This is a genomic window from Pseudoalteromonas sp. NZS100 (genome assembly GCF_015864815.1).
Lineage (GTDB): Bacteria > Pseudomonadota > Gammaproteobacteria > Enterobacterales > Alteromonadaceae > Pseudoalteromonas > Pseudoalteromonas distincta.
The window spans coordinates 41,695-63,686 of record NZ_JADYWM010000005.1 but is presented as its reverse complement, the minus strand read 5'-3'; the positions used below and the strand labels follow the sequence as shown (position 1 = coordinate 63,686).

Below are 21,992 nucleotides of genomic sequence, written 5' to 3'. Positions count from 1 at the left end.
CCTAGAAAGAACCCAACGGGCAGCGCATGTTTGGTATTTATGCTGCGTTATCGCCTATTTATGAGGAATAACCACACTACATAGGCTCGGCCTTGCCTAAAAACCAAACATACAGCTGCAAATTCACCCACGAAAGGTCAGCACGCCCTAGTATCAATTTACTTAAGTGATCTACTTTAAAGCATAAAAACGTGCTGGTAGCTAAGAAATTGCGCTATTTAGTTGTTTTAAATGTTCACTTTTAATGCTGTTAACATAAAATTCAGCCTAAAAATAATTAAGTGCTTTTTAAAATTGGTACAAGAGTATTGTCTGTGTAATCACTAGTAAATTATTTTTTGCCGATAAAACCCAAACGGCCCTAAGTGATATAGAGACGTGTTTGAATTTATTTTGTTATAGCAACATTATTAAATTGAATGTCTTTTAAGGTAAATTGCTGCAGGGCTTTTACGCTCACCTTATGGTACGGCTGAGTAGGAAAAACAATAGAGGTCATTGTACTTACTCCTTTATTTACAAACACCTCGACAGACGCTTTATCAACCCAGATATCTACATGATAATCTGTAAGGTTTTTTTGCAGTGGGCTCGTTTGAATAGATGCAAAATCAGCCTCAAAGTCAATCAGTCCAGACTTAGTCCTATCTAAAACAAGTGTTCCTTTTAGTGGGTTGAGCGAGAGTATTGTTTGCTCCCCCGAGTCGGCACTTAATATAATATCAATTGCTTGATTGGCGTTTACTAAGGTAAAACTTAGTTTAAATTGCCCAGGAGCAACATTAAATACCTGGTCAAGTTGGTAATTATTTTTACCTTCTAGCACAGCTTTGGTTTGAGTACTGGCCAAAATTTTCTGCAACTCTTTAACTGGCTGTGATGCAAAGCGTAACCCTTGAGATGTTTTTATCAACTCAAGTTCCCTTGGTAAGGTCATTGCACTACGCCAGGTTGTTGTTGGCACAAAATTAGCGTACTGCCAATTGCTCATCCAGCCCATAAATAAATGACGATTATCAGGTGCATCAGAAAAAGTCACTCCAGCATAATTGTCAGTGCCATAATCTAGCCAAATTGCAGGCTCTATTTTTGGCCTAGCTGCTTGGTCAGAAAAGGTGATATCAGCAACTTTAATGTGGCCCCAATCACCCTTTTTACTATCGATTACTTTAATTACTCCTTGCTTATTTTTAAAGCTGCGCACATCCCACGCAGTTTCTAACATAACATTTGAGTTACTACCTACTGTACTTTTAACTACTTCACCGTTAATCAATAACTCAATTGCAGTTCGATTTTTATGTTTACCACCTAATATTTTAAAATTGATATAATCGTGCTCAATATTAAAAGCCTCAGATAAAGCTGAACCAGTTGCTTCGTCAGATTGGTTAAATGAGCTCAGTATTGGCTTTCCTTGTTGATCACTTGCAATATGAAATGCATTTCCTTCTACCTGCCATTTACTTAATCCATTTTTAAAATTTGCAAACTCTACACCTTGTGGAAATACAGCCGATGTAGGCGCTAGCATTTTCTGATAGTTTTCATCTAAAGTGAATTTTGTTCCATCAAAATCACCTATAAAATATTGAGTTCCTGAGCCGCCATTAGGTGCACCTGGGTTAATGCTTACTAGTAGAACATATTTATAATTATCAGTGCCGCGTATTTTTACACGGATTAAATCAGGACATTCCCACACTCCACCATGGCTACCCCATTGGGCTCCAAAAGTACTTTTAAACTGCCAATCTTTTAGATTAGTTGAAGTATAAAAACCTATGTGGTCATCTTGGGCCAATACCATAACCCACTGCTTTGTTGCTGGATGCCATTTAACTTTTGGATCTCGAAAATCACGGATATTTGAATTTTTAAGTACAGGATTATGTTTATATTTTTGCCAAGTACGCCCTTTATCTATGCTATACGCTAATCCTTGTGTCTGAATATCGCCTAACCCTTGTTTTGCTCTTTCCTCATTATGGTATGTGTAAATAGCCACCAAAGGTGGGTTTTCTTTTGTACCAAAGCCACTGCTATTTTTCCAATCAACAACGGCACTGCCTGAGAATATCGTTCCGTGTTGATCTGGGTACAGCTTTACACCTTGATGTTGCCATTCAACCATATCAGAACTTATTGCGTGCCCCCAGTGCATAGGGCCCCACACCGAACCATAAGGGTTATATTGATAAAATAAATGGTATTCACCTTGGTAATACACCATTCCGTTAGGATCATTCATCCAATTTTTAGAAGGTGTGAAATGATAAGCAGGCCTAAACGCTTCGTTTGCCAATTGTTCTTTTACATATTGCTTGTTGTTTTGAGATTGATTTACTGCATCACATGCAGTTAAAAAAGACAAAACGAGTATTATAATTATTAGTTGCATCGAATGCCCCACACTTAGTTATTGGTATTAATAGAAATATTTTCTAAAGAACGCCCTTTTGTTTCAGGCATAAAACGAGCTACAAAAATAAGCTGCCCCACCATCATTAAAGTGAAAAAGCCAAAAATCTCTGCTGGACTAAATTTTTCTAAAAAATAAGGCATAAATAAAGTGATTGCTGCAGCAAACAACCAATGTGTACCTGAGCCTAAAGACTGACCTTTAGAGCGTATTTTATTTGGGAATATTTCGGCTATAAAAACCCAAATTACTGTGCCTTGTCCAATTGCATGTGCGGCTATAAATACAAATACAAACGCAACAACCAATACTCCTCCTGTTTGGTTGCTAAATGCCCATGCAACGACAGCCAATGAAATAATGTAACCAATAGAACCAACATACATTAATGAACGGCGGCCATATTTATCAATTAATAATAAGCCAAGCATAGTAAAACATAAGTTAACTAGGCCTATCCCTGCACCTGATAGTAGTGCCTGGTTTACATCTAATCCTGCTAGCTCAAAAAGCCGAGGAGCATAGTAAATAATGAAATTAATACCCGATAATTGATTAAATGCCGCAAACAAAAATGCGAGTAGAGCGGCTTTACTGTAAGTACCTGAAAACAGTTTAGACTCAACATTTTGTTTTTTATCTTTTTCAATTGCTAGTAAAACGGTATCTGGCTTTGACTCTCCTAGTTGGATTAATATTGACCGCGCTTTTTTTATAGCGTTTTTATTTTGTACTAACCAACGTGGACTTTCAGGCGCTCTCACAACCATAAGTAAATAGATAACGGCAGGTATTGCCTCTACGGCAAGCATTAAACGCCAATCGTTTCCAGATGTACCTGAAATTAGGAAATTTGAAATAAATGCAATTAAAATCCCAAACACAATTTGAAACTGATAAAGCGCAACTAACCGCCCGCGATATTTAGCAGGGGCTATTTCTGATATATAAGCGGGTACCACTATAGAAGAGATACCCACACCTACACCGCCAATAAACCTCAGCAAGGCAAAAGTATAAGGGTCTTGCGCAATTGCAGAACCAATAGCAGAAACTAAAAATAATACGCCAACCAACACTAATGTGGGTTTGCGGCCAAATTTATCACAAGGGTAATTACCTCCTAAGGCTCCAATTAATGTGCCCCATAAAGCTGAAGACATAATAAATAAGCCATGAAATAACGAACTCGTATCCCACATTGCTTGAATGGGCTTATCTGCCCCAGATATAACCGCCGTGTCGAAGCCAAATAAAAACCCCGCTACAGCGACTGTTATTGACCAGTAAATAATCTTATTCATATCAACTCTTATTGCTTATAGGCGCCAATTTAATCAAAGCACGACAATGGGCGCATTTATATTCTTATTAAAGCTTTAAGTTACATACTTATCTGGTAATTAGATGCGCTAAATCAGTGTATAAGAGCAATACCCAATACCTTGATAATTATGGTTTTAAAATGCTTAAATTGTGTGTTTTCTCATTGCATGTCTATTTACCCTTGCAAATAAACAACGTTGTCTTTTTTGATTTGCTCTATCTGTCTAAATTTAATTTTACGCTCAATTGCCCGTAGTACTTAAAGCATAAAGTTAAACAAACATTATGACAACGTTGTCTTTTTAACATTAAAGAAACGTAAACTCAACAAAATCATTGCATCAATGTATTACCTTTATGTGGTTCGTTATTGATGATTACCCGACATATTGCCTACAGCTCTTTTAGTCCTTTCCCTGTTGCTGCCCAATAAATTCCGCCATAGATATGCTCGGTTAAAAATTCACTTTTATACACCGCATTAGTATGCCCAAGGGCTGTATAAAACGAGCGACCACCATCGTAATTGTGATACCACGAAATAGGATGAAACGCCCCCATGCCTGAGCCTGTTTTGTTATTACCCCAATCGGCATTTGGGTTGTAAGTTTGCTCATCAACCGTGAGTAAGTAGTTTAACTTAGTTAGCTCGGGCCCAAACTCGTACCACTCGTCGGTCCAAAGTATCTCCTGCGGCATATGGTTTAAGCCAATAAAGACAGTATTCGGCACTTTACGTAGTACGCCAGTTTGAATAACAGGATGAATGTTAAAGGTGCGCCCCACCAGCTTTTGGTACCAAGGCCAGTCGTATTCGGTATCTGATGCGCTATGAATGCCAACAAAGCCTTTACCTGCTTTTATAAATCGCTCAAGCGCGGCTTGCTCTTTTAGGTTTAAAATATCGCCCGTGGTTGATAAAAATACCACTACATCAACATTTTTTAAGTAATCGTCGTTAAAGTAATGGCTCTCTTCGTGCCAAATTAAGTTAAAAAAATGCTTATCGGCTAAGACCTCTAACGCTTTAACCCCTTCGGTTTGCGACTTATGGTGCCACCCTGCGGTTTTTGTAAATAGCAGCACATTAAATTGCTTTTTAGGGAGCGTATCAAACCCTGTAGCATGACTTTTTTGCACTGTTACCATACTCAGCGTCAATACAACAAAGCATAATAGCCAACCTTTATATGCGAATCTAGATAAAGAAAAAAACATAATATTCCTATTTAAAATGAACAAACATATTAGCCGTTAGCCGCCCTGTTTGTGGACACGACGAAATATCGGTAGACGTATTAAGTAAACTGGTGTGCAGCAAATACCCAGGAAACACAATAAGCCTATTTGGCTTATATTCTATGTGCTTGTAGCACTCAAACTCACTGTGCTGTGTGGTGCAGTAACTAGGCTTTACCTTACTGCGTTCAAGGTATTGCTGAGCATGTGTTACATACGTGTTTTTGCGCTTGGTGCTGATTGTTTCAAACCCTGTTTTTTTATGCCTAAAAAATCCAGTGCCGCCGTGCTCGCCTCTGCCAAGGTAATGAATAATGGCAATTAAGTTAGGATCATTGGTATCAAAGTGTGGCAAGGTTTGTATTGGTGATAGCTGCTGCTGCGTTTTAGTAATTAACGATAAGGTATTATCTTTTGGGTATGGGGTAAGTGTTTGCTCAATATTAAATACGTTATAAAACCCCTGTATAAGCGGCTTTAAGTAATCAACCACACATTGCTTTGGCAGCGGCATGCGTAAACCAGGGTATTGAGTGAGTTCGTCAGGCTTAAACTCGCCACTGTTGTTCTCAGCACTTTTAGCTAAGTTTATAAGTTTTTGCGGCTCACTCAGGTAGTCGTCAATTATAATAATTGGCGTTTGCTCTTGCCCTATAAACTCATACTGCGGCTGTAAATTATTGCCAAGTGTTAGCATATTGCTTACTTAGCCTTGCAATAATGATTAATAAAATCAATGTGACTCGGTAAGCTATCTGCTTTTTTAGCAACATGATTTTTTATTGACTCTAAAAATCGTTTAAGCTCATCATCGCTCATGCTATCAACAATCGGGTGATAATTTTGCGGCACTAGCCCTTGCCCTAACATCACTTGTAACCACGAGGCTTCACCAAATAACTCTTGCTCTGCTTTATAAACATGCCCACTTTGCTTAAATAGCTCAATGCGTTTGGCAAGCGACTCTGGAATTGGCATGTTTTTACAGTAACGCCAAAAGTCGCTGTCGGTGCGCTGTGTTACATGGTAATGCAGCACAATAAAGTCGCGAATGTTTTCGGCCTCAAAGCGCATTTTGTTATTAAAGTCATCTTGATAGCACGACTCGATTGCTTTGGTTGGCATGTTTTGCATTAATCTTATAATGCTTTGCTGAATTAAATGAATACTGGTTGATTCAAGCGGCTCAATAAAACCACTTGCTAAGCCAATAGCAACACAGTTTTTGTTCCAATGTTTACGCCGTGTACCGGTGCGGTATTTAATAACGCGCGGCTCATTAATAGGTTTGCCTTCTACGTTATTGAGTAGCGCTGTTTTTGCCTCATCATCGCTCATGTATTTACTGCAAAACACAAAACCATTACCACGGCGGCTTTGCAGCGGTATTTGCCACTGCCAACCATATTTATGCGCCATTGCACGTGTGTATGGCACTATTGGGCTTACTAATTCGGTTTGTATTGCCACTGCGCTGTCGCACGGGAGCCAATGGCTCCAATCTTCGTATCCGGTGTGTAGCGCTTGCTCTATTAATAAACCTTTAAAGCCGGTGCAATCTATAAATAAATCACCCTCAATAATTTGCCCGTCACCTAAAGTAAGCGATTTTATAAAGCCATTAGTGGGCTCTAAATTAACTTTACTTATCATGCCTTCTATACGTTTAGCGCCGTTTTGCTGTGCAAAATTTCGTAAAAACTTAGCGTACAAACCGGCATCTAACTGATAAGCATGGTTACGGTCTTGATTCGGCACTACGGCAAATTTACCCAAGCGACTTGCTACGTGCTCTGTGCAATAATCACCAATATCGGCAGCTACACCTTGTTGCATACCTTTTAGCCAAAAGTGCTGAAAACCTGCAGCCCAACAACCTTGCCCCACATAACCAAATGAGTGAAAGTAGCTTTGCTGGTTTTGTTTCCAGCCCTCAAACGATATGCCTAATTTAAACGTGGCATTAGTGGCTGCCATAAATTCTGATTCGCTAATTTTTAGTAAATCATGAAATATATGCAGCGTAGGAATAGTAGATTCCCCGACCCCTACGGTAGGTATTAAATCGGATTCAACCAAGCATATTTCAATATTTTTACCTAGTAGCTTTGCCATTGCAGCGCTGCACATCCAACCGGCGGTACCGCCACCTGCTATTACGATTTTTTTAATTGCATTTTGATTCATAATTCAAACCTTACAAGTCGCTTAGCGTCTTAATTTATTTTGTAATTCGGCTCTTAATTTACGCGCTGTAAGCTCATCCATTGGCTTTGTTAAAATAGCCTGTGCGGGCTCTGGTATGTGGGTAAATTCGTTATCAGCAAATACATAGTAATTAAACAAACGTTGCCATGCTGCGCGCTCATGCTTTGGTAAATTACGTATGTTTAAAATAGCAAGGTGCAACGCATTAGTAGGCTGCCCATACACCGCTGGCGTATTTTTAAACCAATAATTAAACAGTATATTTAAACTGCCAAGCCCCTCTACTTGGTGCCACCACATGCTGGGTAATATAAGGGCATCGCCTGCTTCAAGATCAACGGTAATTGCCGCTTTTATAGCTTGTTTAAATTTAGGGTATTGCGTGAAGTTGGGCTCAGTTGTGGTGGTTAAGCTTATTGGCTGACCACCGGGTGCTTTATCAAGCGGGCCTATGTATAAATTATCTATTTGATCGGGGGCAAATAAAGTAAAACGCCTTTTACCTGCAACGCAACATGCTAAATTTTGCGCTACGTCGTAATGTGCTGGTACGGTAACTTTTCCGCCTGCCCATACATTAAATAAACAGCCTTCGTTTAATGCGTTAGCGTGGCAGTGTTTAACCAAACCAGGCAAGCATTGTGCAATGCTAGTAGAGCCAATGTATAAGGTGTCGGCTTGCGGGTTATTAGCAGTTTGCGCTATTTGCTCAAGCGCATTAATAAATGCCGCTTGTTGATTAGTAAAATTAAAACCGCTCAAATCGGGGTTATACCCTACAACCCCGCTTTGACTGGCGGGTATTGTGCAAGTATTAACTAAAAAACCTTCGTAAAACGGCGTTAAATAATCAATCGCTGCACTGTCTGACTTTTTAGCGGCAATAACGAGGGGCCAATCGCTCACAAACCCTTTCAGTACAATAGGCACAGGCGAGTTTAAAAGTTCCTTGGGTAACGTACTGGGAGTTAAGCCACTCAGGGTTTGAATATTATTTGCTAAATTTTCCATAGCTAATTACTTATACAGCGTGCTTTTGTAGCATAAGTTGCTCGTTTTTAAGCGCCACTAAATCACGCACATGTACTTGCGATGCAATGATCATGTATATAGACGCTAAATACCCTTGTGAATACAGCTGTGTAATTGCATCGCTACTTAGCTGGTTAAGCGAGTCTTCGTTTATGGTATAAAAACCAAGTAAGTTGTGTTTAAGCCCGTTTACTAAATCAAGCTCTAGCGATACCGATTCAAGCAAACCATGTTTAATCAAAGTTTTAATAAATGGCTGATTTTCTTGCAAACCATGATGCAGGTTATCAAGCACATTTATTATGTTTTCGAGGTAATCGCTATTCCCGCCGTGTTCTAAAAATAAGTTAATACCCTGCTTTGTTGACACTTTTGGCGAGTCTAAATCAATGCTAAGCATGCGCTCTTGCGTTGCCACACCGTTTTGCATTGTATTTTGAGTCGCTATAGCAAAAGGCAGTCGCTGCATACTTAGCGGAATGTAGTGTGCTTGCCATTGCTGGTTTACTAAAAATAAGTTTTCGTCTTTATTTATGCCGTACAAACACACCGGCGAAAATGTATTTGTTGTATCGTCTTTGGTAAAAAATATTGGGTAATGTGCTTGAGCGACTCTAAATTCGCTCACAAATGTTTCGCTATACCAAACCCCGTCACCTAAGTGTGTGCTGCGTGCGGGGTTTATTTTTAAATGCTGATGTTCAACATTATTTAATAATGCATGATTGGCCATGGATTGTGTGCTCCAATTGTTGTTGTGTGCCTTTACCTATTGCTACACACTAAATGTAACCAACAAGTTAAATTCATATTGACTATAACAGCTGGATATTATTATTACTAGGTTAATTTAGGCAAATAAAAAGCCGCAAAATGCGGCTTTTATAAGGTTACTACAAGTGTAATTTATTAAAAATTATAACGAACACCTAAACCGTAACGAGAGCCTGTTTGAGTGATGTTATAAATCAGCTCTTGCTTACGCCCGTACGATGTTACGTACTCGTCAGTAATGTTTATACCTTCAATAAATACGGTAAGTCCCTCTACTGCTGGTACTTCGTAACTTACGTTAAAGTCTATTTGGTAATACTCATCGGTGTAAATTGGTGCGGTTAAATCGCCATTTACACGACGCTCATTTAAAAACGAGTCGCGCCAGTTATACGCAATACGTGCTTGTAAGCCTTCTTTATCGTAAAAGAACACTACGTTTGCAGTATCACTTAACCCGACAAGTGCTTCTGTATCCTCAAGTGAGTCGTTGTCGTATTCAAGACCCGAGTCAACCATGGTGTAGTTAAAAATACCACCAAAGCCTGACTCACCAAATAAGTGCTGAATATTAAATTCAAAGCCATCAATGGTATATTCTTGGTCGCCATTTACAGGCACGTTTATTCTAAAGTTAATTGGATCATCTGTTTCTGGGTCACCAACAATTGTGCCGCCGTCTAATTCACCATCTTCATCAAACTTGGGTTGCACATTTGGATCATCAGCAAAGTTTTCAAATATGTAATTTCTGATGTCTTCGTTAGATGCATTACCACCTAGTGCGCTTGATGCGGCTCTAAATTTTTCACCATTTAATGGGTCATATAAGTTAAATATATTTGAGTCGATAGTGCCTGTAGTTATCCAGTTTGTTACGTCTTTTTTAAAGTAACCAAACGAAATATAGCTTCCTTCGCCGTAATACCATTCACTAGATAAGTCGTAGTTAATTGATTCAAGCGGTTTAAGTCCTGGGTTACCAGAGCCACCCGAATAACCACTTAAGCTACCACCGGTATTAATAGTTGTACCGCCTTGTAGTTGGCCGTAACCCGCTCTTGAAATAGTTTTGCTCGCTGCTGCACGAATCATTACATCTTCAACAATTTCGATATTAAAGTTAATATTTGGCAGGAACTGGCTGTAATCTGCAGATTGGCTTAGCGTTTCAATACCGGTAACACCCGTTACTGATGTGGCTGTATCTTCGTTCCATTCTACGCGGCTGTAACCGGGTGCAGTTGCTTTAGAAAATACATCTGTTTTTTCGTAGCGTAAGCCAATTTGCAGGTCGAAGAACATGCCACTCAATTCGCCTTTGTAATTTACTTGTGCAAAAGCAGACTGCGTTTTTTCTTCTGTAAAGCGGTTTGTTGCTGCATCCCAGTCGGTTGAGGCACAAAATTGTCCTTCGCCGTTTGGTCCTGCTGCTGCGCCGTCGGCTGCTTTACAATCACCGTAAAGGTTATCTACGTTAGCAATAGGATCTGCGTACTCTGCTGCATTTACAATCGCATCAAAGTCGGCAAAAAAGATTGTATTAAATAAATCGTATTCGCCTTGTGTTGCAGTGCCTTCAAAGTTGCCCGCCTTAGCTTGAAACTTATCTAAAATAGTATCTTGGCGCCAATCAATATCGGCAAAGTCACCCTCAACACCAACACCACCCCAATCTGGGCGCTGTACTTGTGTATGACGGTAATGGTTATTTACTTTATTAACCGCAACACCAAAGTCAATGCTTAGGTTGTCGTCAATGTAGTAGTCGCCCGAAATTTGCGTTTGATCAATTTCTGAATCGTATTTATCATTTGCAAACCAGCTACCCGATAAACGCATAGTACTTGGGTTAAAGTTTTCAATATTACCAATTGCAATACCTGGTAAGTCGCCTGTTAAATCAAGCCCTGAGCGCGAACGTGTGTACGACGGTAACTGAATATTGTTACGTGTACCGTGGCGTGGATCAGTTGCTTTCATTGATGCTTTTGAACTGTGGTGATCAAATTCTAGGTTAAGCTGATCAGACACTGCCCATTCTAGATTAAAGCCTAGTGAATCTGTTTTTTCTTCGCGACCCCAAGAACCTACCGTAAGCGACGTATCGCGGTAATCAGCATCACTTTGAATGTCATAAATTTCTGAGTAAATAAGTGGATACGCGTTAGGCTCGCCCGCCCAAACAGATTCACTTCTATCGCCTGCGTAGTTAAACCAAACTGACGCATCAGTGTGCTGCTCTTCAACGGTTGTTCTAAACGTAGTGTAGTCAAGGGTTGCTGTAATGTTTTCAACAGGTTGATATTGAAAAACTAGCTGGCCATTTACACGTTCACGTTGGCGTTCTTCAAACACATAACGTGGTTGTTGCGGGTTTGAATAAATACCTGATGTAGGTCTGTTTGCTCCGCCCTCTGCGCCTGCAGGTACACCGCCCCACCCTGTATTTGTGTAATCAGATGCTCTGTAGCCTTGATCTTGAATAAACTGTTGCATACCGCTTTCACGGTCTTGGTAGCTACCTGAAATAGATATACCAAATTTATCGTCACCAAATGTTTGCGAATATAAACCACTTACCTCTGGCGTAATGCTACCCTCATCGGTTGATTGATCGTCTACAGCTTTTACGCCAAACGATGCTTTTATACCTGGGCTATTTAAAGGCCTGTTTGTTGTCAAGTTTATAGTTGCGCCAATGCCACCTGAGGTAACACTTGCGTCTGATGTTTTATAAACTTGCACGCCCGATACGCTTTCAGATGCCACATTAGCAAAATCAAATGTACGGTCACCTGTTGTATTTGGAAGTTGGCGGCCATTAATAGTAATTAAGTTATTAGCAGGTCCAAATCCACGTACTGTTACGCGGCTACCTTCACCGCCCGCTCTATCAATTGATACGCCGGTAATACGTTGCAGCGATTCAGCAAGATTAGTATCAGGAAATTTCCCCATATCCTCAGCCGAAATAGCATCGACAATACCAGAAGAGTCGCGTTTAACATCCATAGAGCGCTGCAATGAACCTCTAATGCCTGTTACTTGTATTATTTCTACATCTTCGTCAACAATGGTTTCGGCAGCGTAGCTTTGGTGAGGAAGCGTAACGGTACCCATTGCAGCGAGTATGGCTGTTGAAATTATCTTTTTCTTAAACATCATGATGCCTTTTTCTTATTTAATTATTATTGACGTACTGCAAGACTTTAAGAATTACTCGAAACATAATTGTAAACTATTTGTTTCATTTTACGGTCAATAAATAATTATTGTGTGTGTATGTTTTAAACGTTTTACAAAGACCACAACCAGTTTTAAACATGTGCTACTTAACTAAAAACCATTAAATAACAGCACGTTTATGCTAATTCTTTGTGCTAATTTTTGCTTTAAAATATTTTCATTTTGTCATATGTCCTCAGCTTCCTCTTATTTAGACCATTAACAAAATAAATTAATGGTCACATTGACTATATCTTTTTTGTGCAAATAAAAGCTTAAGCTTTGCTTACGCAGATAATTTGCATTGTTTAAAACTATTATTGTTAAGCGTGTTCATATGGGCTTATTGTTTGAATTTTTCCGTTTGAGTCGTGCTCAAGCTTAGCCATTTTCATACTGCGTAAATGGGTTTGCCCGCCCGATAACGTACTGTCGTGATAAAATAAAAACCAGTCGCCATTGTGCTTAACAATTGAGTGATGCGTGGTCCAACCAAGTACAGGGTTTAAAATAACACCCTGGTAAGTAAATGGTCCGTAAGGGTTATCGCCCGTAGCGTATACAATTTTGTGTGTATCGCCCGTTGAGTACGAAAAGTAATAAACACCGTTGTGTTTGTGTACCCAAGGGCCTTCAAAAAATCGGCGGTTGTTATCGCATACTGTAATTGGCGAGCCGCTTTCATCTAGTACAACAACCTCTTTTACGTCTTCGCTTAGGCTGATCATATCTTGCGATAATTTTGCAACGCGCGCAGGAATTGCAGGTTCACCATTTTTTGGATACGTGCTTTGTTCATTAAATTCGCTGGTTTGCCAATTTTGTAATTGGCCGCCCCACAAGCCACCAAAATACAAATAATGGCTTGAGTCGTCATCTTCAAATACAGCAGGGTCAATACTAAATGTCCCTTGAATGTAATCGTCTTCGGCTTTAAATGGACCTGTTGGGCTATCACTTTTTGCAACGCCAATTCTAAAAATACCTTGCTGATCGCGCGCGGGGAAATAAAGGTAGTACTGACCAAGCTTATGCGCTGCATCGGGTGCCCACATTTGCTTGCTTGCCCATTTTACGTCGTCTACACAAAGTGCTACGCCATGGTCTATGGCTTTGCCTGAGCTTTCGTCAAGCGAAAACACATGGTAGTCGCGCATTGCAAAGTGGTCGCCGTTATCATTAATTTCATTTTTTGATTCAATGTCGTGCGAAGGATAAATATACACTTTGCCGTTAAACACATGCGCAGACGGATCGGCGGTATACATGTGATCAACTAACACATTGTGGTTTTGTATTAACGAGTTGGCTCGTTGTAGGTCTTTTAACTGTTTAAGTTCAGCGTCACTTAACCCATTAGATGGGGGTGCTGATTGCGCTGTATTTTGCATTTTTACTCCTAGTATTGCCTGCCCACTTTGCGCTTTTAAAAAGGCGCAAAGTGGGCTGCTAAATTAGTTTATGGTTTTGTTATCAGCCAGCTGCGTTTGAATGCGCTTTACTTCAGGCTCGGTAAGTTTGTAACGTGTTATAAAAATTAAACATGCCACGGTACAAATTACTGGAATGCCGGCAAAGGCGAGTAAAATGCCTGATAACGTGTGTTCTGACTGTTCTTGATTAGGCACGTATGCATAGCCAGATAATATCCAACCAGCAATCGCACCGCCGATTGCAAAGCCTAGTTTTATTGCTAATAAATGGCCCGAAAACGTAACAGCGGTTAATCTGCGACCAATTTTTAAGGCGCCGTAGTCAACCGTATCTGCCACCATTGAAAACATAATTGGGGTAATTATCATGTGGGCAAAGTTAGCAATAAAGTAGACGATAAAAATGGTAACTATGGCGTCGCTCTCAAGTACGTAGAACATGCTATGAGAAACAATCACCACCACTAACGCGGCGATAAAAAGTGTTTTCTTTTCAATAAATTTGGTTAAAAAGTTAGTAGACACAGCGCCTAGTACTGAGCCAATTGCTGATAGTGTTAAAAAGTTAGAAGTAAGTGAGGCTTCTCCTACGTAGTACTTAATATAATGCGGCGCTACAGAGGCTCTAACGCCAATTAAGATTAATGTTGCTAGGCTTATAACGGCTATTACAACCCATTGATCGTTTTTAAATAAGCTTAAAAATTCAAGGAAGGCATTCTTTTTAGTTTGCGCGGGTTTAACTTGTTTTGTTTCTTTAGTCATTTTAAAACATAGTAAAAAACAAGCCGCAGCAAGTCCGCCTAAAAACACCATTGCTAGCGGGTAACCTACTACATCGTCGCCGTCGCCAAAAAAAGCAACCAGCTTTGGCAGTGCCCATACAATTACAAGCAGAGCTGCCATTGCCATTGCAAATCGATATGACTGAAGCGATGCACGCTCTTTAGGGTCGTTTGTCATTACTGCGCCAAGTGCGCCATAAGGTATATTAATAGCGGTATAACACGTCATTAATAGCCCGTAAGTAAAGTAGGCATATATAAGCTTGCCCGTAGAATCAAAATCTGGGGTTATAAATGCTAAACAAGCAAACACACCGTAAGGCACGGCTAAAAATAATATATATGGGCGGTAAGAGCCCCAACGGCTGCGCGTTCTATCGGCAATGCTGCCCATTATAGGGTCGGTAATACCATCAAATAAACGAACCGCTAATAATAAGGTACCCGCAGCGGCTGCAGATAAACCGTAAACATCGGTATAAAATATCAACATAAAGTTAGCGACCATTTGAAATACAATATTACTGGCTGTATCACCAAGGCCGTACCCTATTTTTTCTTTAATTGTGAGTGTGTGTTTTGTGTTGTTCATGTGTGCTCAATTTTCAATGCAAATCGATATAGTCAAAAATACTATATGCATTTTTGGCGCATGTAAACATTTATGTTACATTTTTAATCAACCAGTAATTTATTTAATACATGGCGCTAATTAAGCGCTAAATTTACTAACATACAAAGGTATTATTCGTTCAATAAAAAACCAATACCAAACCAAAGCCGAATATCGGCGTTAACGCGTAAAAACAGGTACAGTGTATAAAGTGATTAATTAAATAGATGTGATTGTTTTAAATAGGAATTATAAAAGCTTTTTATTTGCGCTTTACCCACCTTTTATATACCCTTAATAGTCTTTATAACAATATCTTCGTATAGCTTTGGCTGAGTAATTTATGCACTATAAAACATCAAACATTTCTAACAACATCGACGAAGAATCGATTCCTGATGACTGCATTAGTAATCTAACCGTAGATAATATTGTATTTGCTATTCATGAAGGTAAGTTAAAGGTGTTGCTAGTTAAATATAACCGCGGCCTTGCAACAAGCCAGTGGGGTTTAATTGGTCATTGGGTTCGTAAAGATGAAAACTTAGACCTTGCAGCTTTACGTGTTGTTAAAAGTACGACCGGTGTTGAAAACCTGTACTTAGATCAGTTAGGTGCGTTTGGTAACGTTGACCGCTACCCTGCTAGACGTATTATAACCATTGTTTACTATTCGCTCGTACGCTTTGAAGAAACCAATCTTGTGAGCGGCGACAATGCTTTAGAATGTGAATGGTTTGATGTAAATAACGTCCCCCCTTTAATGTTTGACCACGCCGACATTTTAAAAAGTGGCTTAGATTACTTACGCTATAAAGTAAGGCACGAGCCGATTGGTTTTAGCCTGCTCCCTGAAAAGTTTACATTGCTTGAGCTACAAGGAATTTACGAGTCAATTTTAAATAAATCACTCGATAAACCTAACTTTAGACGTAAGTTCCAAAAAATGAACTTGCTAATAAACTGCAAAGAAAAACAAACCAACGTAGCTCACCGAGCTGCTACTTTGTACCGTTTTGATATAAACGTATATGAAAAATTAAGAGAGTTTGGTTTTACGTTTGAGTTTTAAGTATGCAAATATTGGTCAAAGCAATTAATTCAATAATCTTGATAGATTCCCTTATAGAATTGAGCTTTGAATAATGACCTAATAGCTTTGTTATTCATTGCTTTTTTCAACGGGGGTAAAGCGCCATCCTTTGAAAACTAACTTGCTTGCAGATCCATTACCACCAGATGAAGAACCACCAAAACTGGCTTCATTTAATGCCGTGTCAAAGTGAATACCACCAGCGCCGCTTACAATAACAGTATCTCCTAAAATAGACCCTTTAAAACCAACTGCTGAAGTAACTTTAACTTGTGAAAGTGGTGCGTATATAACAGCATAAAGCTCTCGTGTACCACCTGAAAACTCTATTCCAGTATCATTTCCACTGTAAGAACTATAAATACTAAAAACGGGCCTGCCTTCATTTGTAATCCCATTGTCAGGTGCGTAAACTTGTGCCCCATTTCCTATCTTAAGCTTTCCTTTAATTATGATAGTTAAGCTGCTGTTATCAGGGATTGTTAGTGAACTTGCGCCATTCATTGTAAAATCGCCATCTACAAACATAACTGCATTGTGATTACTTTTTACCTGCATTCGCCCTTTAATTGTTACATCATTAAAATAAAATATTTGAGTTGCTGAATCAAGGAAAGTTGCAGCTTTAGCAGTGATGGCACTATCTGGAGTGCTTCCAAAGTCTACTAAAAAGTTAGCCTCATTAGTTTCTAATTCGAGTAAGTCACCTGCTCTGCTATTATTGTTTATAAAAAGATCAGGGCTTGCCGTATTAACTGACACGCTATCAATTGCTGTTGCAATATCAAGTGGATCACACGCAGTTAACCCTCTATTATTTTCACTCTCTGGTGTTATTTTTTCAACTGGCTCAATAGTTGGTATTGATATGGCTGTACTTGATACTTTATAAGGTGAAAAAGCATACTCTGGTGTGTCACCCTTAAAAGAGCCATTACCTGCGTATCTAAGGTCTTTACTATCAATAGTACTGCCCCACTGTTTAAGCGTCACATTACCTTGAACACGCACTCCACCGTATACACTTCCCCCTGTTTGCTCATAATTACCGGAGGTATACACGCCGTGCCATATTGTTGTTTGATTAAGAGCGACTAAATCATATGAACGAATTGTTCCTTGGACTGCTTTACCTGTAATAGAAATTGGACCTGATGAACTAATATCACCACCAACTTGAGTTTGCTTTACTGATACAGATTGGTTTGCTGAAATACTACCTGAAACAGTACCACTACTTTGTGTGAAACTTAAATATGCCGATGCATCCCCTCCAACGACCACGCCACCAGAGAGTATTAAATTTCCATTACTATGAATATTTCCTGTAATATCAGCGCCTTGAACAATTGATAAATTACTAGAAGATAAAACATTACCTTCAATTGTACCGCTACCATTGAGCGTAATATCACCAGAGTCGTTAACTGTATTAACAAAAGATTCTTCTGATGTATTTTTGTTACCATCAGCTAGTGTGTCGTTATAATCCCCTAAAGACGAATCATAGCTATCAATTAAGCCACTTCCACTAATTGCAACACCAGAACATCCTGTAATTCCATTCGAAAAAACTGAGGCACTGCTGGTCGTTCCGCCCCCACCAGCTACATATTCGAATATAGCTTGCATTTGGTTCTCACCTTCAAAGCGAGTACCTTCGCTAGAAATTAAAATATCGCCATTACTATCAATCTCAATGGTTGCATTGTATATACTAGATTCAAGCGAACTTGTACCAGAAACTTCACTATTATGGGCTATTAAATCGTTAATATTTATAGTCGGGTCTGCAAGCATTGCTGTTTCTAGTTTTTCAATACTTGAAAATACCCCTTTCTCAGACATCAGCCTTGCGTTCAACTTTTTCTGAAAATTACCACTCAAGCGCTCCTGAATCACACTATCTCTAAGAGTACTAAGTACAACAATTGAAGCCATAGATGTTAAAATAAGTACAGTAACAAGTGTAAAACCAGATGTATTTTTCATTTATTGAAATGCCTTATTCATTACCATTTGCGACAAAGATATATCAATCACTAAGCTGTTATTGAATTGGCTTGGTAAGTTTGTAGGTTCTACAAGGACACTCACTACGTTGTTATCAATTACGTAGCTAATTGCATTAACACCTTTTAATATTTTTACTTTTCCATTCCCTACATCACAAAATAATGAGTCATCTTCATGGCTATATTTTTCGATGAATTGCGTACTAATAGTTAAGCCAGTACAAGCAGCTGCCCACGCCTCTTGCTCAACACTTAGAATATTATTTGTGTAAGTAGGGACTGAGTTGGTTTGTTTTAGACTTCGTGTAAATACTTTACTGCTAAATCGGATTACATCTAATGCATTTTCTAAATCTTTAGCTGTGCTGGTACTGCTATTAATTGAAGAATAAGCCAGACTCACCCCGCCTAATAGAAACATGCCTGCAGCAAGTGCAACCATAAGCTCTATTAAAGTAAAGCCTTTATGTTTATGTATTAGATGTTTCATGGCGTGCAACCATCAGGTAGTGTTGGGAAGCTTCCTGTAATTACAACGCGATTTTCTAAGTTGTCAGTCAAACGCTTATCTTGCCAAGTTACTTCAACCGATAAATCATTTGAAAAGTTAGCAGGTAGAGTGAGTGTATATGCATCAATTTGTGGGGACAAATAATTTCTAAAGTCAGCATCGTTGTACAAACTTGGATCTGTTTGTTGTAGCTCACATAAATGAGGCCAAATACGCTCTAAAACATTATTTGCCTCAATTATTGACACCGTATAATTAAAGCTGTTTGTAATATATTGCAATGATTTTAGTTGGCCTGAAGCAAGCCCTAACAATGCAACCGTCGCGACAATTAAAGCAACCATAACTTCTAAAAGAGAAAACCCTTTGCTGTAATTTATTAGCATGTCTCTGGGGCCTCAACTAACCAACTTTGCCCACTTTGTAAAATACATAAAGTAAAGTCGACAGTTGTTCTGTCATTATCACTCACCAAGATTTGATACATTTGGCCTAATTCACCCGTACTTGAAATATTAATATTCTTTAAATCTACAGAAATGCTGCTATGTGTAGTTTCAAAAATATTTAACGTGGTTTGCGTTGAATTAATAGCAGTTTTTACTAGCCATTGTTTATTCGACGTTTTGAGAGAAACACTTTGATTTCTTTTAATGGCTTCACTACGCGCAAATTTAAAAACACTATGCAGTTGATTCGAATTTGTAACTAATCTATCCCGCTTTATAAAAGTAATAAACGAAGGAGCCGCAACAGCAGTTAAAATACCAATGATGGTCATCGTGATTAAAACTTCGAGTAAAGTAAAACCAAGGCTTTTTTTTACCAACATTGCGATTTATCTGCTGACTTAGTACCACTTTGATTTACAGACAACTTGCCACACTCATCACTTTTCTGAGCACCTTTAGGTGTAACTTGTATTGTAAATTCAGACCCATTTGAAGCGCCTGTAGTTGCATCGGTTGTATAGTTAAAGGAGTAATAATCTGAGGTAGGAAAAGTAAATGTATTTGGGTAACCACCAACGCGCGTGTATTGTCTTTCGAGAACAGCCGTTTGCTGTAGCAAAATCTGTTGAACATCAGCTCTTCGGCTCTTCTGTATGTAACTCGTATAACTTGGAAGTGCAACTGAGTATAAAATACCTATAATTGCAATTACTATCATTAATTCAACAAGGGTAAAACCGTAAGGTTTCCTTAACTGCTCCGTTTTCACTTATTTAATTCCATTATTTATATCAAACATGTTTTATTTTCACTTGAAATAAAAAGTAATTTGAATTTTTGTGGGGTGTATAATAGCGAGCGGTAACAACTTGTCAACAATATAACGTTAGAATATTTAGAAGCATTTATTTAAATAAAATAGCGCACCGAATAAAATCAAAATAATGCTACGGCGCACTAAAAAAGTGCAATAAACAAGAGTTTAAAATAATGTAGCATTATAATTACCTTAACAATTTAATGTTAAGATACCATGTTGCTTTTATATAATTAACAGGAAAACTAAAAGTTAATACTTTACTTGTTTTATATGTTTCTAAAATGTAACAAAGGTTTTACTAAGCAAATATAACCCTCTATTCTACTAGTCTCTAGAAACAAACTTCTGATTATGCTATTTTTACTTAATAAGCAAATAAACTCAAAGGAGCTTTTTTCTTGAAACTTACGCCGCCCTAGGCAACCACTCCCCTTTTTCATCAGCACGTTACGTGCAACCTTAATCGCCGCCTGCGCGAGAATCACTGTTATTTAAATAAAATATTCCCCTATACTTTGGGAAACTAACTAATTAGGTTTATTACATGTTTGATCACGTAAAAAGAGATTGGCTCTCTAATGTTCGTGGCGATGTGCTTGCTGGTATTGTTGTGGCGCTTGCCCTAATACCTGAAGCGATTGCTTTTTCTATTATTGCCGGTGTTGACCCAAAAGTAGGTTTATATGCCTCATTTTGTATTGCGGTTATTATTGCCTTTGTAGGCGGACGTCCTGGCATGATATCGGCGGCCACCGGTGCAATGGCACTGTTAATGGTAACGCTGGTTAAAGATCATGGTCTGGAGTACTTACTGGTTGCTACCTTACTTACCGGAGTACTACAAATATTTGCAGGCTTTTTAAAGCTCGGTGAATTAATGCGCTTTGTATCGCGCTCTGTTGTAACAGGGTTTGTAAACGCGCTGGCGATTTTAATATTTATGGCGCAGTTACCTGAGCTGACTAATGTTACTTGGCATGTTTATGCGATGACCGCAGCGGGCTTAGGTATTATTTACTTATTCCCATATATTCCAACTATTGGCAAAATACTTCCCTCTCCTTTAGTGTGTATTGTTGTTATTACACTGGTTTCAATATTTTTGGGTCTTGATATAAGAACCGTTGGCGACATGGGCGAACTGCCAGACACTCTACCTATATTCTTATGGCCCGATGTACCGCTAACACTCGAAACACTGCAAATTGTTTTACCGTATTCAATTGGTCTTGCTGTTGTGGGCTTACTTGAATCAATGATGACCGCCACTATTGTTGATGACTTAACCGATACAACGAGCGATCGTAATAAAGAATGTAAGGGCCAAGGTATTGCTAATATTGGCGCAGGTTTATTTGGTGGTATGGCGGGTTGCGCTATGATTGGGCAATCAATTATTAACGTTAAATCGGGTGGTCGCGGCAGGCTTTCTACCTTTATTGCAGGCACATTTTTAATCATTATGGTGGTGTTTTTAGATGAGTGGCTGCAGTTAATTCCTATGGCAGCCTTAGTTGCCGTAATGATTATGGTATCGATTGGTACGTTTTCGTGGACATCTGTTAAGGATTTAAAAAAGAACCCGCTTTCATCAAATGTAGTGATGATTTCCACCGTTATTGTGGTTGTTGCCACGCATAATCTAGCCATTGGCGTTTTAGTAGGCGTGTTGTTAGCTACGCTGTTTTTTGCTAATAAAATTGGTCGCTTCATGGTGGTTAAAGCTAACCATGATGAAAGCAACGATAAAATAACCTATGAAGTAGTTGGCCAAGTATTTTTTGCCTCAGCTGAGCAATTTATTGCATCGTTCGATTTTAAAAATGCAGTTTCTAACGTCGTAATTGATTTAACCCATGCACATTTTTGGGATATAACTGGTGTATCGTCACTCGACAAGGTGGTCATTAAATTTAGGCGTGAAGGCGCAACTGTTAATATTATTGGTATGAATAGCGCAACCGAAACTGTAATTGATAAATTTGGTGTGCATAACAACCCTGAAGAAGTCGAAAAACTACTTGGCGGACATTAAGGAGAA

The 21,992-nt window shown here is 38.9% G+C and carries 17 protein-coding genes; 2 read left to right on the top strand and 15 right to left on the bottom strand.

The annotated features are described in order from the left end of the window. Nucleotides 1-388: 388 nt before the first annotated feature. From I6E69_RS06745 to I6E69_RS06700, 10 genes are all read right to left on the bottom strand, one after another. Complete coding sequence (locus tag I6E69_RS06745) at nucleotides 389-2,401, bottom strand: glycoside hydrolase family 32 protein (RefSeq protein WP_197120883.1); 2,013 nt, start codon at nucleotides 2,399-2,401, stop codon at nucleotides 389-391. A 14-nt stretch (nucleotides 2,402-2,415) separates the two neighbouring features. Then, a complete protein-coding gene (locus I6E69_RS06740; protein ID WP_138489189.1) occupies nucleotides 2,416-3,726 on the bottom strand; it encodes a sugar porter family MFS transporter in 1,311 nt (436 codons plus the stop codon). Between the two features lie 415 nt (nucleotides 3,727-4,141). Continuing rightward, on the bottom strand, nucleotides 4,142-4,966 hold the full coding sequence (locus tag I6E69_RS06735) for a ThuA domain-containing protein (RefSeq protein WP_039489524.1): 825 nt from the start codon (nucleotides 4,964-4,966) through the stop codon (nucleotides 4,142-4,144). A gap of 7 nt (nucleotides 4,967-4,973) precedes the next feature. After that, nucleotides 4,974-5,684 (bottom strand): DUF6445 family protein, encoded by a 711-nt coding sequence (locus I6E69_RS06730; RefSeq protein WP_197120882.1) that lies wholly within the window; start codon nucleotides 5,682-5,684, stop codon nucleotides 4,974-4,976. A gap of 5 nt (nucleotides 5,685-5,689) precedes the next feature. Next, on the bottom strand, nucleotides 5,690-7,174 hold the full coding sequence (locus I6E69_RS06725; RefSeq protein WP_197120881.1) for a tryptophan halogenase family protein: 1,485 nt from the start codon (nucleotides 7,172-7,174) through the stop codon (nucleotides 5,690-5,692). A gap of 21 nt (nucleotides 7,175-7,195) precedes the next feature. Beyond that, a complete protein-coding gene (locus I6E69_RS06720) occupies nucleotides 7,196-8,206 on the bottom strand; it encodes a cupin-like domain-containing protein (RefSeq protein WP_197120880.1) in 1,011 nt (336 codons plus the stop codon). Between the two features lie 10 nt (nucleotides 8,207-8,216). Continuing rightward, complete coding sequence (locus I6E69_RS06715; protein ID WP_197120879.1) at nucleotides 8,217-8,960, bottom strand: SapC family protein; 744 nt, start codon at nucleotides 8,958-8,960, stop codon at nucleotides 8,217-8,219. A gap of 176 nt (nucleotides 8,961-9,136) precedes the next feature. Beyond that, nucleotides 9,137-12,166, bottom strand: a complete 3,030-nt coding sequence (locus tag I6E69_RS06710) for a TonB-dependent receptor (RefSeq protein WP_197120878.1) — start codon at nucleotides 12,164-12,166, stop codon at nucleotides 9,137-9,139. A 386-nt stretch (nucleotides 12,167-12,552) separates the two neighbouring features. Continuing rightward, nucleotides 12,553-13,620: a glycoside hydrolase family 43 protein gene (locus I6E69_RS06705; RefSeq protein WP_055019598.1), complete on the bottom strand. Its 1,068-nt coding sequence runs from the start codon at nucleotides 13,618-13,620 to the stop codon at nucleotides 12,553-12,555. A gap of 63 nt (nucleotides 13,621-13,683) precedes the next feature. Further along, the gene (locus I6E69_RS06700) at nucleotides 13,684-15,039 is read right to left on the bottom strand and encodes an MFS transporter (protein WP_149602514.1); all 1,356 of its coding nucleotides are present in this window, start codon (nucleotides 15,037-15,039) and stop codon (nucleotides 13,684-13,686) included. A 364-nt stretch (nucleotides 15,040-15,403) separates the two neighbouring features. On the opposite strand from I6E69_RS06700, the gene I6E69_RS06695 reads away from it, so the two are divergent. Continuing rightward, nucleotides 15,404-16,132 (top strand): NUDIX domain-containing protein, encoded by a 729-nt coding sequence (locus tag I6E69_RS06695; protein ID WP_101162754.1) that lies wholly within the window; start codon nucleotides 15,404-15,406, stop codon nucleotides 16,130-16,132. A 90-nt stretch (nucleotides 16,133-16,222) separates the two neighbouring features. Here the strand turns inward: I6E69_RS06695 and I6E69_RS06690 are convergent, their stop codons facing one another. Genes I6E69_RS06690 through I6E69_RS06670 form a run of 5 tightly spaced genes read right to left on the bottom strand, consistent with a single transcriptional unit; the run spans nucleotide 16,223 to nucleotide 19,900 of the window. Continuing rightward, nucleotides 16,223-18,145, bottom strand: coding sequence for a PilX N-terminal domain-containing pilus assembly protein (locus I6E69_RS06690; protein WP_197120877.1), 1,923 nt, complete (start codon nucleotides 18,143-18,145; stop codon nucleotides 16,223-16,225). Beyond that, complete coding sequence (locus tag I6E69_RS06685) at nucleotides 18,146-18,658, bottom strand: PilW family protein (protein WP_197120876.1); 513 nt, start codon at nucleotides 18,656-18,658, stop codon at nucleotides 18,146-18,148. It lies immediately after the preceding gene. After that, the gene (locus I6E69_RS06680) at nucleotides 18,655-19,065 is read right to left on the bottom strand and encodes a prepilin-type N-terminal cleavage/methylation domain-containing protein (RefSeq protein ID WP_138489199.1); all 411 of its coding nucleotides are present in this window, start codon (nucleotides 19,063-19,065) and stop codon (nucleotides 18,655-18,657) included. Before I6E69_RS06680 ends, I6E69_RS06685 begins: the two co-directional genes overlap by 4 nt. Further along, nucleotides 19,059-19,511, bottom strand: coding sequence for a prepilin-type N-terminal cleavage/methylation domain-containing protein (locus tag I6E69_RS06675; protein ID WP_138489200.1), 453 nt, complete (start codon nucleotides 19,509-19,511; stop codon nucleotides 19,059-19,061). The genes I6E69_RS06680 and I6E69_RS06675 overlap by 7 nt, the downstream gene beginning before the upstream one ends. After that, nucleotides 19,502-19,900 (bottom strand): type IV pilin protein, encoded by a 399-nt coding sequence (locus I6E69_RS06670; RefSeq protein WP_138489201.1) that lies wholly within the window; start codon nucleotides 19,898-19,900, stop codon nucleotides 19,502-19,504. The genes I6E69_RS06675 and I6E69_RS06670 overlap by 10 nt, the downstream gene beginning before the upstream one ends. Before the next feature lie 595 nt (nucleotides 19,901-20,495). Here I6E69_RS06670 and I6E69_RS06665 point away from each other — a divergent pair. Then, nucleotides 20,496-21,986: a SulP family inorganic anion transporter gene (locus I6E69_RS06665; RefSeq protein WP_197120875.1), complete on the top strand. Its 1,491-nt coding sequence runs from the start codon at nucleotides 20,496-20,498 to the stop codon at nucleotides 21,984-21,986. The last annotated feature ends 6 nt before the right edge of the window (nucleotides 21,987-21,992 follow it).